General features: G+C 52.4%; 13 protein-coding genes. 8 read left to right on the top strand and 5 right to left on the bottom strand.

Going from position 1 to position 16,785, the window contains the following annotated elements; all coding sequences use genetic code 11:
• Positions 1-9 precede the first annotated feature (9 nt).
• From ACRPFF_RS01150 to ACRPFF_RS01140, 3 genes are all read left to right on the top strand, one after another.
• Positions 10-1,602, top strand: coding sequence for a sensor histidine kinase (locus ACRPFF_RS01150; protein ID WP_432673574.1), 1,593 nt, complete (start codon positions 10-12; stop codon positions 1,600-1,602).
• Positions 1,595-3,112, top strand: a complete 1,518-nt coding sequence (locus ACRPFF_RS01145) for a sigma-54-dependent transcriptional regulator (RefSeq protein WP_432673573.1) — start codon at positions 1,595-1,597, stop codon at positions 3,110-3,112. The genes ACRPFF_RS01150 and ACRPFF_RS01145 overlap by 8 nt, the downstream gene beginning before the upstream one ends.
• 105 nt (positions 3,113-3,217) lie before the next feature.
• Positions 3,218-3,970 carry a class I SAM-dependent methyltransferase gene (locus ACRPFF_RS01140; RefSeq protein ID WP_432673572.1) on the top strand — a complete coding sequence of 251 codons (753 nt, stop codon included), beginning with the start codon at positions 3,218-3,220 and terminating at the stop codon, positions 3,968-3,970.
• Between the two features lie 1,313 nt (positions 3,971-5,283).
• On the opposite strand, the gene ACRPFF_RS01135 is transcribed toward ACRPFF_RS01140, so the two are convergent.
• The 3 genes from ACRPFF_RS01135 to ACRPFF_RS01125 form a co-directional block, all read right to left on the bottom strand.
• Positions 5,284-5,490 (bottom strand): DUF2788 domain-containing protein, encoded by a 207-nt coding sequence (locus ACRPFF_RS01135; RefSeq protein ID WP_002212781.1) that lies wholly within the window; start codon positions 5,488-5,490, stop codon positions 5,284-5,286.
• Positions 5,491-5,575: 85 nt separating this feature from the next.
• Entirely contained in the window at positions 5,576-6,745 is a 1,170-nt protein-coding gene (gene metZ / locus ACRPFF_RS01130; RefSeq protein ID WP_432673571.1) for an O-succinylhomoserine sulfhydrylase, read from the bottom strand.
• A 144-nt stretch (positions 6,746-6,889) separates the two neighbouring features.
• The gene (locus ACRPFF_RS01125; RefSeq protein WP_432673570.1) at positions 6,890-7,660 is read right to left on the bottom strand and encodes a hypothetical protein; all 771 of its coding nucleotides are present in this window, start codon (positions 7,658-7,660) and stop codon (positions 6,890-6,892) included.
• Positions 7,661-7,866: 206 nt separating this feature from the next.
• Here ACRPFF_RS01125 and ACRPFF_RS01120 point away from each other — a divergent pair, with 206 nt between their 5' ends.
• Positions 7,867-8,118 carry an NGO1151 family protein gene (locus ACRPFF_RS01120; RefSeq protein WP_432673569.1) on the top strand — a complete coding sequence of 84 codons (252 nt, stop codon included), beginning with the start codon at positions 7,867-7,869 and terminating at the stop codon, positions 8,116-8,118.
• A 51-nt stretch (positions 8,119-8,169) separates the two neighbouring features.
• Positions 8,170-8,976: a basic amino acid ABC transporter substrate-binding protein gene (locus ACRPFF_RS01115; protein ID WP_314169948.1), complete on the top strand. Its 807-nt coding sequence runs from the start codon at positions 8,170-8,172 to the stop codon at positions 8,974-8,976.
• 287 nt (positions 8,977-9,263) lie between these two features.
• On the opposite strand, the gene ACRPFF_RS01110 is transcribed toward ACRPFF_RS01115, so the two are convergent.
• Positions 9,264-9,479, bottom strand: coding sequence for a glutathione peroxidase (locus ACRPFF_RS01110; RefSeq protein WP_432673602.1), 216 nt, complete (start codon positions 9,477-9,479; stop codon positions 9,264-9,266).
• On the opposite strand from ACRPFF_RS01110, the gene ACRPFF_RS01105 reads away from it, so the two are divergent.
• The 3 genes from ACRPFF_RS01105 to ACRPFF_RS01095 all read left to right on the top strand — a co-directional run bounded on the left by ACRPFF_RS01105 (position 9,478) and on the right by ACRPFF_RS01095 (position 13,318).
• Positions 9,478-11,001, top strand: coding sequence for a fumarate hydratase (locus tag ACRPFF_RS01105; RefSeq protein ID WP_432673568.1), 1,524 nt, complete (start codon positions 9,478-9,480; stop codon positions 10,999-11,001). The genes ACRPFF_RS01110 and ACRPFF_RS01105 overlap by 2 nt on opposite strands.
• A 97-nt stretch (positions 11,002-11,098) precedes the next feature.
• A complete protein-coding gene (gene trkA / locus ACRPFF_RS01100; RefSeq protein ID WP_432673567.1) occupies positions 11,099-12,511 on the top strand; it encodes a Trk system potassium transporter TrkA in 1,413 nt (470 codons plus the stop codon).
• Between the two features lie 522 nt (positions 12,512-13,033).
• The gene (locus ACRPFF_RS01095) at positions 13,034-13,318 is read left to right on the top strand and encodes a GIY-YIG nuclease family protein (protein WP_250314247.1); all 285 of its coding nucleotides are present in this window, start codon (positions 13,034-13,036) and stop codon (positions 13,316-13,318) included.
• A 425-nt stretch (positions 13,319-13,743) separates the two neighbouring features.
• Here the strand turns inward: ACRPFF_RS01095 and ACRPFF_RS01090 are convergent, their stop codons facing one another.
• Positions 13,744-16,731 carry an autotransporter outer membrane beta-barrel domain-containing protein gene (locus ACRPFF_RS01090; protein ID WP_432673566.1) on the bottom strand — a complete coding sequence of 996 codons (2,988 nt, stop codon included), beginning with the start codon at positions 16,729-16,731 and terminating at the stop codon, positions 13,744-13,746.
• Between the last annotated feature and the right edge of the window lie 54 nt (positions 16,732-16,785).

Raw genomic sequence — 16,785 nt, 5'->3', positions numbered from 1 at the left:
GCACATATTATGGTAATTTCCAATGCCCGCGAACTTGAGAAACTCAAAGACCGGATTCCCAATCTGATCAACATCGCCCGCATCCCCATCGTCCTCCCCCTACTGATTATGCATATCTTCGGGTTGGAGGTCAGCGGGCATGAAAACCTGCACGCCTCATGGACGGCATGGGCGTTTTACTTGTCGCTTGCCATTGCCTGCTGGCTGATTTTCTTTTCCACCCTCAACCCGCAATGGCAATGGCAGGCTTTGAGAATACCGAGTTTCAGCGCCGTGGCCGACATCACGATGATCGGCGTGCTGACCTACCTGTTCGGCGGCATCGATTCGGGGTTCGGCATCCTGATCCTGCCCTTCGTGGGCAGCTCCTGCCTACTCAGTTACGGGCGTTATCCCCTGCTCTATGCCAGCTATGCATCCATCCTGCTGATATTCAACGCCCTTGCAGACAGCAATATCAATATGTATCCGCTGATTCTGGATGCAAAAACCGTCACCAACACCTTCGTCCTCGTAGCCGGCTCCTATTTCGTCGCTATGATTGCCTCGCTGTCGGTCAGATACATCGACCGTGCCGGCAAACTTGCCCATGAAAACCACGTCGCCTACCGCCGCATCAGGGGCTTGAACCAAATCGTGCTCAACCGCGTTCAGGAAGCGGTCGTCGTCATCAACGTCGAGCATCAGACCATACTGTTCAATAAAAAGGCAAAAGATCTGCTCCCCATGCTTGAAATCGGACAGCATACCGCCCTGTTCGACCCTATTACCGTTTTATGGGACAAGGCCTCTTCGCGTACTTTCGAACGCAATATCGACACGCCCGCCCTGACCGCCCGCATCCGCGCCGTGCCGATGAACAAAGAGCAGAACAAGCTGCTCATCCTCTACATCCGCCCGCAAAGCGAAATTCAGGCAGAAGCTCTGTCCGTCAAACTTGCCGCACTCGGACAACTGACCGCAAACCTCGCCCACGAAATCCGCAACCCCATGTCCGCCATCCGCCATGCGAACGACCTGTTGCGCGAAAATGCAGAGGAAGAAGAAACCGACCCATTCAAGGTCAAACTTTGCGAAATCATCGACGGCAACGTCCGCCGTATCGACAAAATGCTCGAAGACATCTCCTCGCTCAACAAACGCAACAAAACCGAACGCGAAGCCATCGACCTGATGCAGTTTTGGATAGGCTTCAAACAGGAATTCCTGCTCAACAATCCCGATGCCGTCGGCTGCATCCGCTTGGATATGCAGGGCAATCACCTGACTGCCTATTTCGATTCCGCCCACTTGAGGCAAATTATGTGGAACCTGTGCAACAACGCATGGCGGCACAGCAGCAAACGTAACGGCTCGATTTCCGTCACCATCCGCCCCGCGCAAAAAAACACCATCAGCATCCTGTTTGCCGACGACGGCGGCGGCGTTCCGCCCGAAGTGCAGGAGCACTTGTTCGAACCCTTTTACACCACAGCAAAAAACGGAACCGGCTTGGGACTGTATGTCGCCCGCGAACTGGCACACGCCAACTTCGGCGATTTGACCTACCTGCCCGAAGCCAAATGTTTCGAACTCGCATTACCGGAAAAAAGCAATGACTGAACTGCAACATCCCGTTCTCGTCGTCGATGACGAAACCGATATTCTCGACCTGATGGAAATGACCCTGATGAAAATGGGGCTGCGCGTCCATACCGCGTCAGGCGTTACCGAAGCAAAAAACAAGCTCGACAGCCAACGCTATTCGCTCGTCCTGACCGATATGCGTATGCCGGACGGCTCGGGGCTGGAAGTCGTCCAACACATCAACAGCCGCCTGCTCGATACGCCGGTTGCCGTCATCACCGCCTTCGGCAATGCCGATCAGGCACAGGAAGCGTTGCGTTGCGGCGCGTTCGACTACATCCAAAAACCCATCACCCTCGCCCGGCTGCGTTCCCTCGTCAAATCGGCAATTTCCGTTTCCGAAAACCAAAACAAAATCGCCGAACCGCCTGTTCAGACGGCATCCCCCGTTTCTTCCCCCATGCCGTCTGAAGCCCCGAAACCTACAAACGCGATACCGACGGCACCGCCCGTTTCCGCCGCCCTTCCCTATGCGGAACCCGATATGCCCCGTCTGCTCGGCAGCTCTCCGCAGATGGTCGAAGTCCGCCACCTCATCCGCCGCCTCGCGCCCGGCAACGTACCCGTCTATATTTCCGGTGAGTCCGGTACAGGTAAAGAACAAGCGGCGCGCACCATACACGAACTGTCCGACCGCGCGGACAAACCCTTTGTCGCCGTCAACTGTGGCGCGATTCCCGAAAACCTGATGGAAAGCGAATTTTTCGGCTACCGCAAAGGCAGCTTTACCGGTGCCGACAAAGACCATGCCGGTTTCTTCCGCCATGCCGACGGCGGTACGCTCTTCCTCGACGAAGTGGCCGACCTGCCCCTTTCCATGCAGGTCAAACTCTTACGCGCGATTCAAGAAAAAGCCGTGCGCCGTATCGGCGACGCGACCGAGCAGCCCGTCGATGTCCGCATCGTCTGCGCCACCCACAAAAACCTCGAAGCCCTTGTCGAAAGCGGCGCATTCCGCCAAGACCTGTATTACCGTCTCAATGTCGTCAGCCTCAATATGCCGTCCCTGCGTGAAATGCGCGAAAATTTGAAGCTGCCCACCCCCTACCTCCTGTACAAACACAGCCACAACAACCGGCCCTACACACTCTCCCCCGCCGCGCAACAGATGCTCCTGAATTACAGTTATCCGGGCAATTTCCGCGAACTCGAAAACATCCTCGAACGCGCCGTCGCCCTGTGCGTCGGACATACCGTGCAAATCGACGACCTGCAAATCCAAGATGTGCGCCACAAACCCGTCCGGACGGAAACCGCCGTCCCCGTTGCCGATACCTTGCCGTCTGAAACAGCCGCCGCACCGTCCCGCCTTCTCCCGTTCGACCCCGATACCATGCAGATACAGGACTATCTCGACAAAATCGAACGCGACATCATCGAACAAACCCTCAAACAAACCGAAGGCAACCGCACGCAGGCCGCCAAACGCTTGGGCATCAGCTTCCGTTCCATGCGCTACCGTATGGAACGCCTCAACATCGGCTGACGGCAAAACGGCATCCGCACCATCTCCGCCCACCCGAAAAAATGCCGTCTGAAACGGCACGGGAAAGCGGGTCCCGCCCCTTGCTTCCGAACAAACAAAACTGCCATGACCGACATCCTTATTGACAACACCGCCACCGAAACCGTCCGCACCCTGATACGGGCATTCCCCCTTGTGCCCGTTTCCCAACCGCCCAAACAAGGCAGTTACCTCCTTGCCGAACACGATACCGTCAGCCTCAGGCTTGTCGGGGAAAAAAGCAGCGTCATCGTCGACTTTGCCTCGGGAGCCGCACAATACCGGCGCACAAAAGGCGGAGGCGAACTCATCGCCAAAGCCGTCAACCATACCGCGCACCCCACCGTATGGGATGCAACCGCAGGATTGGGGCGTGACAGCTTCGTCCTCGCCTCGCTCGGACTGTCCGTTACCGCCTTCGAGCAGCATCCCGCCGTCGCCTGCCTGCTTTCAGACGGCATCCGCCGCGCCCTCCTCAATCCCGAAACGCAAGACACCGCCGCCCGCATCAACCTCCATTTCGGCAACGCCGCCGAACAGATGCCCGCACTTGTTCAAACACAAGGCAAACCCGACATCGTCTATCTCGACCCCATGTATCCCGAACGCCGCAAAAGTGCCGCCGTCAAAAAAGAAATGGCCTACTTCCACCGGCTCGTCGGCGAGGCGCAAGATGAGGCCGTCCTTCTCCATACCGCCCGACAGACTGCAAAAAAACGCGTCGTCGTCAAACGCCCGCGCCTGGGAGAACACCTTGCCGGACAAGCTCCTGCCTACCAATACACCGGCAAAAGCACCCGCTTCGACGTTTACCTGCCCTACGGGACGGACAAGGGATAACGCCCATAAAACAAGACACCGAAAAATTTGCCGTTCTTATGCAAACGAGAAACCGGTTTTTGCGTTTCGACTGTTTTGGATAAGTCATCACACCTTAAAGTTTGTCATTCCCACGGAAGTGGGAATCCGATTCGTTCAGTTTTATAGTGGTTTAAATTTAAACCAGTACAGCGTTGCCTCGCCTTATCGTACTGCTTGTACTGTCTGCGGCTTCGTCGCCTTGTCCTGATTTAAATTTAAACCACTACAGTTGTTTTCGAGTTTCAGGCAACTTCCAAACCGTCATTCCCACGGAAGTGGGAATCTAGAAATGAAAAGCAACAGGAATTTATCGTAAATGACCGAAACCGAACGGACTAGATTCCCGCCTGCGCGGGAATGACGAGATTTTAGATTGCGAGAATTTATCCGCTCCTCCGTCATTCCCACGGAAGTGGGAATCTAGAAATGAAAGGCAACAGGAATTTGTCGGAAATGACCGAAACCGAACGGACTAGATTCCCGCCTGCGCGGGAATGACGGGGCGGGAGGATGCCGTCTAAAATTCCGTCATTCCCGTGAAAACGGGAATCTAGAACTTCTGATTTTTCAGACGACTTTTGAACATTACCGCTACCCAATGATCTGGATTCCCGCCTGCGCGGGAATGACGCGGTCTCAGGTTGCTGTTTTTAAGTTGCTGTTTCGGGTTGCTGTTTTTTTATGGAAATGACGAAGTTTTAGATTGCGAGAATTTATCCGCTCCTCCGTCATTCCCGCGAAAGTGGGAATCTAGAAATGAAAGGCAACAGGAATTTGTCGGAAATGACCGAAACCGAACGGACTAGATTCCCGCCTGCGCGGGAATGACGAGGTGGGAGGATGCCGTCTGAAATTCCGTCATTCCCGTGAAAACGGGAATCTAGAACTTCTGATTTTTCAGACGACTTTTGAACATTGCCGCTACCCAATGATCTGGATTCCCGCCTACGCGGGAATGACGATGTAAAATTATCCGGGATTCAAAAAGACAGGCTTTCGCGTCCATGGGAATGACTGCGGAAAGATGATTTTTATAGTGGATTAACAAAAATCAGGACAAGGCGACGAAGCCGCAGACAGTACAAATAGTACGGAACCGATTCACTTGGTGCTTCAGCACCTTAGAGAATCGTTCTCTTTGAGCTAAGGCGAGGCAACGCCGTACTGGTTTTTGTTAATCCACTATATTTTGTCATAAAAATCCGCACCTTAATCAGTTGGCGGTTAAATCAAACTTTTAGGGTGCAGATTACTTTTTATGATTTCAGACGGCATTTTGACAGGCGGCAAACCTATTTCGGCAATACCAAAAACTTAATCAATAACTCTTTGAACACAAAACCGAACACGCCCAAGCCCAAGACCAAAAACAAAATGGCGATGCCGAATTTGCCCGCTTTAGACTCCTTGCCCAAATTCCAAACGATAAAACCTAAAAAAATAATCAAGCCGGTCAGACAGATTTTCAACGCCCAATCGGCAAAAACTGCTTCATCCATATTTTTTCCTATTGTTGATGTGTATGCCATACGCGATAAGGGTTTCAGACGGCATCTGCTGTCCAATGCCGTCTGAAACACACAATCAGCGCGCGAGTGCCTGTTTCAAATCGTCAATCAAATCGCCAACATATTCCAAACCGACCGACAGGCGCACCAATCCGGGGCGGATACCGGCGGCGAGTTTTTCTTCGGGCTGCATCCTGCCGTGCGTGGTTGTCCACGGATGGGTGATGGTCGAGCGCACGTCGCCGAGGTTGGCGGTACGGGAAAAGAGTTCCACGCCGTCCACAACTTTCCACGCCGCTTCTTGNTCGACAACTTCAAAGCCGATGACGATGCCGCCGCCGTTTTGCTGTTTGCGGATAAGCGCCGCCTGCGGATGGTCGGACAATCCGGTGTAGTACACGGCTTGAACCTGCGGCTGCGCTTGCAGCCATTGCGCGATTTTCAGGGCGTTGTCGAACTGTTTTTCCATACGCAGCGACAGGGTTTCCACGCCGCTCAACAACTGCCACGCATTAAACGGCGACATTGCCAGCCCGCAAGAGTTGCAATACATGGCGACCTGTGCCATCAGTTCTTCCGAACCCGCCAACACGCCGCCCATCACGCGTCCGTGTCCGTCTATGGCTTTGGTTGCGGAGGAAACGGAAATATCCGCACCGTGTTTCAAAGGCTGAGAGCCGACTGGAGACAAGAGGCTGTTGTCCACCACCAAGAGCGCGCCGATGCCGTGCGCCAATTCCGCCAAGGCTTCCAGGTCGGCTACTTCGCCCAAGGGGTTGGACGGCGTTTCCAAAAACAGTAGTTTGGTGTTGGCTTTGACGGCGGCTTTCCATTCGTTTATATCGGTCGGCGACACGTGGCTCACTTCGATGCCGAATTTGGTAACGATGTTATTGATAAAGCCGACGGTCGTGCCGAACAGGCTGCGGCTGGAAACCACGTGGTCGCCCGCCTGCAGGAAGGTGAAAAACGCCGCCTGAATCGCGGACATACCCGTCGAAGTGGCGACCGCGCGTTCCGCACCTTCCAAAGCGGCGATGCGTTTTTCAAAGGCGGCTGTGGTCGGGTTGGCGGTACGGGTATAAGTGAACCCTTTGATTTTTTTTGAAAACAAATCGGCAGCGTGTTGGGCGTTGTCCCACATGAAGCTGCTGGTCAGAAACAAGGCCTGATTGTGTTCGCGGTATCCGGTTTGTTCTTTGCCGCCGCGTATGGCGAGCGTCTGCGGGTGGAGTTTTTTGCTCATCGGTAATTCCTCGGTTTTGTCCGTTCGGCAACGGGGCGTGCGCCCGTTGTTTAATTTATTAATATTTTGCGCCTGTTCCATAAGGCTTTCAAGTCGGATGAGAATGCAAATGCCGTCTGAAACGGCTTTCAGACGGCATGGCAATCAGCGTTTGTATTTTAATTCGTACTTGATGTCGTTGAGGATTTTGCGGACATCGTGTTCCAACACGTCTTCGACTACCGCACCCGCCTGCTCGTGCAGCATTTGCTGGAGCTGATAAGTAAAGAGCGCCATCTGCTTTTGCACCGCCGTTCGGATGATGCCGTTGACGGTATCGGTCAAATGTGGGCGCAGGCGNTTGATCAGCCGCTCGGTCAGCTCCTGTTCGGACAGGCAGAACACTTCGCGCCGGTTGACGGCTTTCGGATTCAGAATATTGATTTGGACGGGCATCAATGTTTCTTCCTCATCGTTTTCCCCGTTTTCCGAAACCGCCTGCTCCTTCATGCCGGACTCTGCCTCGTCGGCGTTTTCCCCGCCCTCAATCTGTGCGGTTTCAAATTCGACACTGTCTTTTTTTGCATTGAACCAGATTTTCCGCTGCGATTCGATGTGTTTTTCCGAAACCGACATTTGCAGGGAAGCCTGTGCATTGAGCCAGTTTTCCTGAAGCATGACCATCGGGTCGGTTTCGACTTCTTCTCCGCAATCGGCAACGGTGCTGTTGTGTTCCTCCTGCCATTTCTTCAGATAAGCCTTTAACACACGATCTCGGTTTGCATCGTCCAATTTCGGTATCGGCTCTTCCTTTCCGACTTCAGAGGGTTTGGTCAGCGGCGCATAGGCAGGCGCGGTATTCATACGGCGCGTCTGACGCAGGTTTTCCAGGCGTTTTTCCCAATTCGGCTCTTTATCCTGATTGTTTGTATCCATTTTTTCGGCTTCCGGTTCTTGTAGTGGATTAAATTTAAATCAGGACAAGGCGACGAAGCCGCAGACAGTACAGATAGTACGGCAAGGCGAGGCAACGCTGTACTGGTTTAAATTTAATCCACTATAATCTTTGCAGGCGGGCAAACCCGCGCCCAAAGCGCAGTTTGATATAATGGCGCATTTTAACAGATTCGCGAGGATACATCATGGGCAGCATCGAACAGCGTTTGGAATATCTGGAAGAAGCAAACGATGTGCTGCGTATGCAGAACCACGTCCTGTCCACCGCCTTCAAAGCCCTGATCCGCGCCCTTCCCGCAGACACCGCCGAAATCGCGGTCGAGTCGATTCAGCTTGCTTTTGAGGACGCCTTGGCAGAATTGAGCTATGAGGACAGCCCGCATACGGATTTGTTCCACGACGTTACTTATGCGTTTTTCCGTGAAAAAGAACATTAATTTTGTGTTAAACTGATTTTTTAGGCTTTTTGATTACCGAAAGGAATATTGATGAATATGAAAAAATGGATTGCCGCCGCCCTTGCCTGTTCCGCACTCGCGCTGTCTGCCTGCGGTGGTCAGGGCAAAGATGCCGCCGCGCCTGCCGCCAACCCCGACAAAGTGTACCGCGTGGCTTCCAACGCCGAGTTTGCCCCTTTTGAATCTTTAGACTCGAAAGGCAATGTCGAAGGTTTCGATGTGGATTTGATGAACGCAATGGCGAAGGCGGGCAATTTTAAAATCGAATTCAAACACCAGCCGTGGGACAGCCTTTTCCCCGCCTTGAACAACGGCGATGCGGACGTTGTGATGTCGGGCGTAACCATTACCGACGACCGCAAACAGTCTATGGACTTCAGCGACCCATATTTTGAAATCACCCAAGTCGTCCTCGTTCCGAAAGGCAAAAAAGTATCTTCTTCCGACGATTTGAAAAAGATGAACAAAGTCGGCGTGGTTACCGGCTACACAGGCGATTTCTCCGTATCCAAACTCTTGGGCAGCGACAATCCGAAAATCGCGCGCTTTGAAAGCGTTCCCCTGATTATCAAAGAATTGGAAAACGGCGGCTTGGATTCCGTAGTCAGCGACAGCGCGGTCATTGCCAATTATGTGAAAAACAACCCGGCCAAAGGGATGGACTTCGTTACCCTGCCCGACTTTACCACCGAACACTACGGCATCGCGGTACGCAAAGGCGACGAAGCGACCGTCAAAATGCTGAACGATGCGTTGAAAAAAGTACGTGAAAGCGGCGAATACGACAAAATCTACGCCAAATATTTTGCAAAAGAAGACGAACAGGCCGCAAAATAAGCCCCGTCTAAACAAAATGCCGTCTGAAACCGTTTCAGACGGCATTTCTCATAAGAAACAGAGAGCGCACCGATTTCAAATAAAACCGCATATACCATCCTCTGAATAAGGTTCATTCATATCTTTCCCAACCATGCCGTCTGAAAACACGAAATAAGATATACGGGCAACTTTGCTCATCCGACAAACTATTGTAGACTACGCCCAATAGCTTGGAAGTTCCCGTAAAATAACGCTGCCGGTACTGAAAATCAAATTTGGGGCAAGCCCGTAATAAAACCTGCCTTCTACTGTTTCGCCATGTCGGCAAAGTTTAAGCCGTAAATCACAGGCTTGAAACCGGCATTGCGGCAGGTCATTAAAATCAGAATATTATCATTTTTACATTGCCTTACCAGATAACTACCAGCACGATTACATTTCAAATGAACAATCCACGCCATACGTTTTAAAACAACAGCCAAACCACCTGCTACCATAACTTTGAAAAGGAACACAATCATGACCGTCATCAAGCAAGAAGACTTTATCCAAAGCATTTGCGATGCCTTCCAATTCATCAGCTACTACCATCCGAAAGACTACATCGACGCGCTTTATAAGGCGTGGCAGAAGGAAGAAAATCCTGCCGCCAAAGACGCGATGACGCAGATTTTGGTCAACAGCCGTATGTGTGCGGAAAACAACCGCCCCATCTGCCAAGATACCGGTATCGCGACCGTCTTCCTCAAAGTCGGCATGAACGTCCAATGGGATGCGGACATGAGCGTGGAAGAAATGGTTAACGAAGGCGTACGCCGCGCCTACACTTGGGAAGGCAATACGCTGCGCGCCTCCGTCCTCGCCGACCCCGCGGGCAAACGCCAAAACACCAAAGACAACACCCCTGCCGTCATTCATATGAGCATCGTGCCGGGCGACAAAGTCGAAGTAACCTGCGCGGCAAAAGGCGGCGGCTCTGAAAACAAATCCAAACTCGCCATGCTCAATCCTTCCGACAACATCGTCGATTGGGTATTGAAAACCATCCCAACCATGGGCGCAGGCTGGTGTCCTCCCGGCATCTTGGGCATCGGCATCGGCGGCACGCCTGAAAAAGCCGTGTTGATGGCGAAAGAATCCCTGATGAGCCACATCGACATTCAAGAGCTGCAGGAAAAAGCAGCGTCCGGCGCAGAATTGTCCACCACCGAAGCCCTGCGCCTCGAACTCTTTGAAAAAGTCAACGCGCTGGGCATCGGCGCACAAGGCTTGGGCGGTCTGACCACCGTGTTGGATGTCAAAATCCTCGATTACCCGACCCATGCCGCTTCCAAACCGATTGCCATGATTCCCAACTGTGCCGCCACCCGCCACGTAGAGTTCGAATTAGACGGCTCAGGCCCTGTCGAACTGACCCCGCCGCGCGTTGAAGACTGGCCCGATCTGACTTACAGCCCCGACAACGGCAAACGCATCGATGTCGATAAGCTGACCAAAGAAGAAGTCGCCAGCTGGAAAACCGGCGACGTATTGCTGCTGAACGGCAAAATCCTCACCGGCCGCGATGCCGCACACAAACGCCTCGTCGATATGCTCAACAACGGCGAAGAATTGCCCGTCGATTTCACCAACCGCCTGATTTACTACGTCGGCCCCGTCGATCCGGTCGGCGATGAAGTCGTCGGCCCGGCAGGTCCGACCACCGCCACCCGCATGGACAAATTCACCCGCCAAATGCTCGAACAAACCGGCCTCTTGGGCATGATCGGTAAATCCGAGCGCGGTGCGGCCACCTGTGAAGCCATCGCCGACAACAAAGCCGTGTACCTCATGGCGGTCGGCGGCGCGGCATACCTCGTGGCAAAAGCCATCAAATCTTCCAAAGTCTTGGCGTTCCCCGAATTGGGTATGGAAGCCATTTACGAATTTGAAGTCAAAGACATGCCCGTAACCGTCGCCGTGGACAGCAAAGGCGAATCCATCCACGCCACCGCCCCGCGCAAATGGCAGGCGAAAATCGGCATCATCCCCGTCGAATCTTGAGGCGCAATGCCGTCTGAACGCAAAATCTGCCTTCAGACGGCATTTCCGCCCCCGGTTGCGGTACAATCCCCCATTTCATCACTCGGCGACCCATACCGTGAAAATCCTCATTTTAGGCAACGGGCAGGTAGGTTCTACCGTCGCACAAAACCTTGCCGCCATACCCAACAACGACGTAACCGTTATCGACATCGACGAAAAAGCATTGCAGGAAACAGGCAGCCGCCTCGATGTCCAAACCGTTTTCGGCAACGGCGCATCCCCCTTCACATTAGGACGCGCTGGTGCGGAAGATGCCGACTTGCTGCTCGCGCTCTCCCGCAGCGACGAAACCAACATCGTCGCCTGCAAAGTTGCCGCCGACCTGTTCAACATCCCCGGCCGCATCGCGCGCGTCCGTTCCAGCGAATACCTCGAATACCTCAGCCCCAAGCTCGAAAACAACGAAAACGGCAGCCTTTCCATATTCGGCATAACCGAAACCATCAGCCCCGAACAGCTCGTTACCGAACAGCTTGCCGGTCTGATAGACTGCCCGGGCGCATTGCAGGTTTTACGTTTTGCAGACGACCGCGTGCGGATGTTCATCATACAGGCGCGGCGCGGCGGGCTGCTCGTCACCCGCGAAATTGCCGACATCGCCCAAGATTTGCCCGACGGGGCCGACTGCCAAATCTGCGCCGTTTACCGCAACAACCGCCTCATCGTCCCCGCGCCGCAAACCGTCATCATCGAAGGCGACGAAATCCTGTTTGCCGCCGCCGCCGAAAACATCGGGGCGGTCATACCCGAATTGCGCCCCAAAGAAACCAGCCCCCGCCGCATCATGATTGCCGGCGGCGGCAACATCGGCTACCGCCTCGCCAAGCAGCTCGAACACGCATACAACGTCAAAATCATCGAATGCCGGCCGCGCCGTGCCGAATGGATAGCCGAAAACCTCGACAACACCCTCGTCCTGCAAGGTTCGGCAACCGACGAAACCCTGCTCGACAACGAATACATCGACGAAATCGACGTATTCTGCGCCCTGACCAACGACGACGAAAGCAACATTATGTCCGCCCTTTTGGCGAAAAACCTCGGCGCGAAGCGCGTTATCGGCATCGTCAACCGCTCAAGCTACGTCGATTTGCTCGAAGGCAACAAAATCGACATCGTCGTCTCCCCCCACCTCATCACCATCGGCTCGATACTCGCCCACATCCGGCGCGGCGACATCGTTGCCGTCCACCCCATCCGGCGCGGCACGGCGGAAGCCATCGAAGTCATCGCGCACGGCGACAAAAAAACTTCCGCCATCATCGGCAGGCGCATCAGCGGCATCAAATGGCCCGAAGGCTGCCACATTGCCGCCGTCGTCCGCGCCGAAACCGGCGAAACCATTATGGGCCACCATACCGAAACCGTCATCCAAGACGGCGACCACATCATCTTTTTCGTCTCGCGCCGGCGCATCCTGAACGAACTGGAAAAACTCATCCAAGTCAAAATGGGCTTTTTCGGATAAACCGCCCCATTCCGGACACATTGCCGCCGCATCGTGATGCCCCATCCCCCGTTTGCCGTCATTCCCGCGTAGGCGGGAATCCAGACCATTGGATAGCGGCAATATTTAAAGATTATCTGAAAGTTTGAGGTTCTAGATTCCCGTTTTCACGGGAATGACGAAAAGTTGCAAGAATGACGGAGTTTCAGACGGCATCAAATGCCTTGTCGGGCTTCAGACGGCATCGTCCACCCTCCACCGTCATTCCCGCGCAAGCGGGAATCCGGTCTGTTCGGTTTCAGTTGTTTTTGGGTTTCGGGTAATTTCCAAATCGTCATTCCCGCGCAGGCGGGAATCCAGACCTTGGGATAGCGGCAATATTCAAAGGTTAGCTGAAGCTTTAGAGATTCTAGATTCCCGCTTTCGCGGGAATGACGAAAAGTTGCAGGAATGATGGAAAGCTATGGAAATAACGAAGGGTTAAAGTAATCACGGGATGGTGTTCGCGGGAATATAAATTTAAATAATTCAAAAGGGTATCATATGCAGCCTGCGGTTTATATTTTAGCAAACCAACGTAATGGCACGTTATACATTGGCGTTACATCTGATTTGGTGCAACGTATTTACCAACATAGGGAGCATTTGATTGAGGGATTTACATCACGGTACAACGTTACTATGCTGGTTTGGTATGAACTGCATCCTACGATGGAGAGTGCAATTACTCGGGAAAAACAGTTGAAGAAATGGAACAGGGCTTGGAAATTGCAACTGATTGAAGAAAATAATGTTTCTTGGCGGGATTTATGGTTTGATATTATTTAGCCCGTCATTCCCGCGCAGGCGGGAATCCAGACCATTGGATAGCGGCAATATTTAAAGATTATCTGAAAGTTTGAGATTCTAGATTCCCGCTTTCGCGGGAATGACGAAGAGTGGCGGGAATAACGGAGTTTCAGACGGCATCGTCCCCCACCGTCATTCCCGCGCAGGCGGGAATCCGGCCCTTGGGATAGCGGCAATATTCAAAGGTTGGCTGAAAATTTAGAGATTCTAGATTCCCGCTTTCGCGGGAATGACGAAGAGTGTGGAAATAACGAAAAGTCGTGATAACGGCGTGCGCGGATGCCGTCTGAAACTCCGTCCCCCGCCCCAACAAAAAAACCGACCCAATCAACAAATCCCCCCGACAAAAAAACAATCCGGAACGCGTCTGACCGTTCCGGATTGTTTTCAGGCGCATCCGCGCATCAGAACATACTGCGCACGCCCATATTGACCTGCCAATTCTGGCGCATCGTGTGCATCGAAGACCTTTGCGCCTCAAAATAAAACTGCCGTCCGTTTTCGGCATTGCGGTGTACCACGCCCAAGCCGTATTCCAACCAGCCGCCTCGGTGTTTGAATTCCTCCACGGCAGAGCCGTTGAACCTGTGGCGGATCGTGCCGATAAACTCGCGTTTGTACATCAGCTTGCCGTAGATGTTCAGCCTGCCGCCGTCCAAACCGTCCACGCCCGCCCGAAAGCCGAACCGCCCCATCAGGCTGCGGAAATTGTCCGTCTCGGTAGACAGCCCGTTTGACAGCGAAAAGCCGTAGCCTCGCGTAAACCAGTAGGACAACTGCGCTTCCGGCTGCCACCAATAGGTTTTGCCGCCGTCTTGTTTTTCCATCCGCCTGCCGACTTCGGCGGAAAGCATATAGGCATTCAGGCGCGCCTCGTTCGATTCGACCCGTTTGCCGACGTAATTGGTCAGCCCGTAGCTGCCCTTATATCGGGCGATGTTGGCGACCAAATCATAATAAGCCCTGCTTTCCCGGTTGAGCCAGGTGGAATAAACGCCTGCCGACCTGCCGTAGATTTTGCCGCTGCCGGCATAGTCTTCGGGGGTGTAGGACGATTGGAGGTGGCGGAGCATCAGCCCTTTGTAATGAATCCATTTGTCGCCGAACCCCGTCCTGTTGAAGCCGCCGGCAAAGCCCCAATAGCGGTTGCTGTACCTGCCTATCCTGTCATCGCTGCGGCTGCCGGTAAATTTTCCGCCGACGCGTTTGATCCAAACGTTGTTGTCTTTCTGCGGCGTTTCGTCGGCGTGGATTTCGCCCATACGCTGCACCAGCGTTTCATCGGAAATCGCGTTGGCAACCGCGTTCAACTGATACAGCGCCTCGCCGAAAAGGACGCTGCTGCCCGCGCCCGGCGTCAATGTGGACGGATAGAGGTAGAAATCGTTTTTGGCGTCGGGGGTAATCATAACCTCTTTAGATTCGCCCGACCCGCCCAAAGAGTAGCACCACCCTCCCTGTTCCGTACAACGGACATTCAATTTGTATGTCGCTTTATTGTCTTCTTGATTGCCCTTGTTTTCGACCAGTTTTAAAAATTCCTTACCGGTTGTTTCGGCAGTTGCATTGTCTTTATATTCGATGATGTGCGTCCCTTCGCTGCCTTTCCGAGTAACCAGCCGGTCCGATTCGCCTTTGACGATGTCGCCGTACATCGTCAAAACGCCCCCATCGCCCTTGAGCTTGCTCACAGACACTTTGACAAATTTATTGTTGTCGCTAAATTCGACCCGCGCGCCTTTCGACAAATCCAATTCTTTCAGCATCGAATCATTGGTCACCTTCCAGCGTGCGCCGTTGCTTATTTTGAGGTTGACGGTGTTGTTGGTTTTGTCGTCGATTGCGCTGTCTTTAATCCAACCGTTTTCATCGAAGAAATCTTCAGATCTTTTGATTTCTTCTTCGAGTACCGCAACCCTTTCTATGTCGTTTTCTTTTATATGTTCTATTTGCCTTTTTTTGCTCCGAATTTTGTTTTCTTGCTGTTTTACTTTTACTTCTAGTTCTTTTCTCTTTTTATTATTTTGGTTGTCATTTTCACCTAGTTCAGCCAATTCTTTATTTAGTTTATCCAATTCTTGATTGTATTTATCCAAATCTTGATTGAATCTATCCAAAGCTGCTTTTTTTTGGGGCAATCTTTTCTGCTTAGTATCCAGCTCTTTCTTTTTCTTTTCAATCGACTTTGTATCGGGGGTTAATTCATATCCGTCCGCATCCACGGTTAAGGCAAACATATCTTTCCCTTTGGCAAAGCTCCTTTTCCCGATATGGGCTTCCCCTTCAAAATAAGAGTCTTTGTTGGCGAGGTTCACGCTCACGCTGCCGCCGTTATAGGCGAAAATATCGCCTTTGATTTTGACAACCTTGTCTTCCCCACCGACAACCTCGACTTTGCTGTTTTTCCCGTCAATCGCAAACGCGCTGCCTATACTTTTGGGTCTGCCTTGCTCGTCATAAACCGGCGTTGCAACGATATCGACATTCCCACGGAAAATCGCTTCCATCTTAGAACCTTCCGGAATCTGCTTCTTATTGCCTAGTCTGCGGCTTGAATAGAAGCCAAAACCGTTTGCTTCCGCCTCTTCCTGTCCGTTCCTATCGATTTTAATGTTTACATCGCCCTTGAACTCCATCGTGGTGATGCTTGGAGAAGCGTTGTTGAGGTTGGTGCCGTAGTCACCATAGTGGTTGGCGGTAATGCCTTGTCCTATATTTTTTCCTGATTTGATGTTGATATTCAGCGTCGAGCCTTCTTCGGAAACAAGACGATATTCCCCCACTTTTTCACCATTATTAAGCAATGTAATACCTTCGACCCTGGGATTGGCATTCGGGTCCGCGTCTGCATTGATGGTATTGCGCCCTTTAAAGGTAAGCGTTGCCGGCGCCAAGCTTTCGGATTTTTGCGTATTGATTTTGTCATAAGACAAAATGCCGTAAGGCGCGTTATGGGCGGCTATGGTTACGTTTTCAAAAGTGATGTTGTTTTTACCCTCATAGCTTTGATCCGCCAACATCACCGCGCCGCCTCTATGTTTCCCTGATTGGAACTTCTCGGTTAATTCGTATGTATAACCGTTTGTATTTATATTTCTTTCAATCGATTTATTGTCAATCGTCGGCGGGGCATCGGCAGAACCGTCTGCCAATTTGCCTTTTATCGTAATGTTGTTCGTACCGCCGTTGGCGGCAATGATGAGGGAATTTAAGGGTTTGACTTCGGTTTCGCCATCGTAGGTGTAGTTGTTCTCTTGCCCTTTTTGTGCGAGGACGAGGGTGTAGTTGTCTTCTTTAACGATTGTTCCTTTATTTGCGTCCGCCCCTTGAGCGTGCATAGAAGCGGCCGCGAAGCCAAGTAAGATGCATTGAACTGTCTTCTTTTGTTTCATTAGTTTTCCATTTTGCGAGTATATAATTTTTATTATTATATGCTTAAATCATTG

This window comes from Neisseria sp. SLRRB23 (assembly GCF_050896295.1).
GTDB lineage: Bacteria > Pseudomonadota > Gammaproteobacteria > Burkholderiales > Neisseriaceae > Neisseria.
Note: the sequence above shows the minus strand (reverse complement) of the source record. Positions and strands in the feature narration are given on the sequence as shown.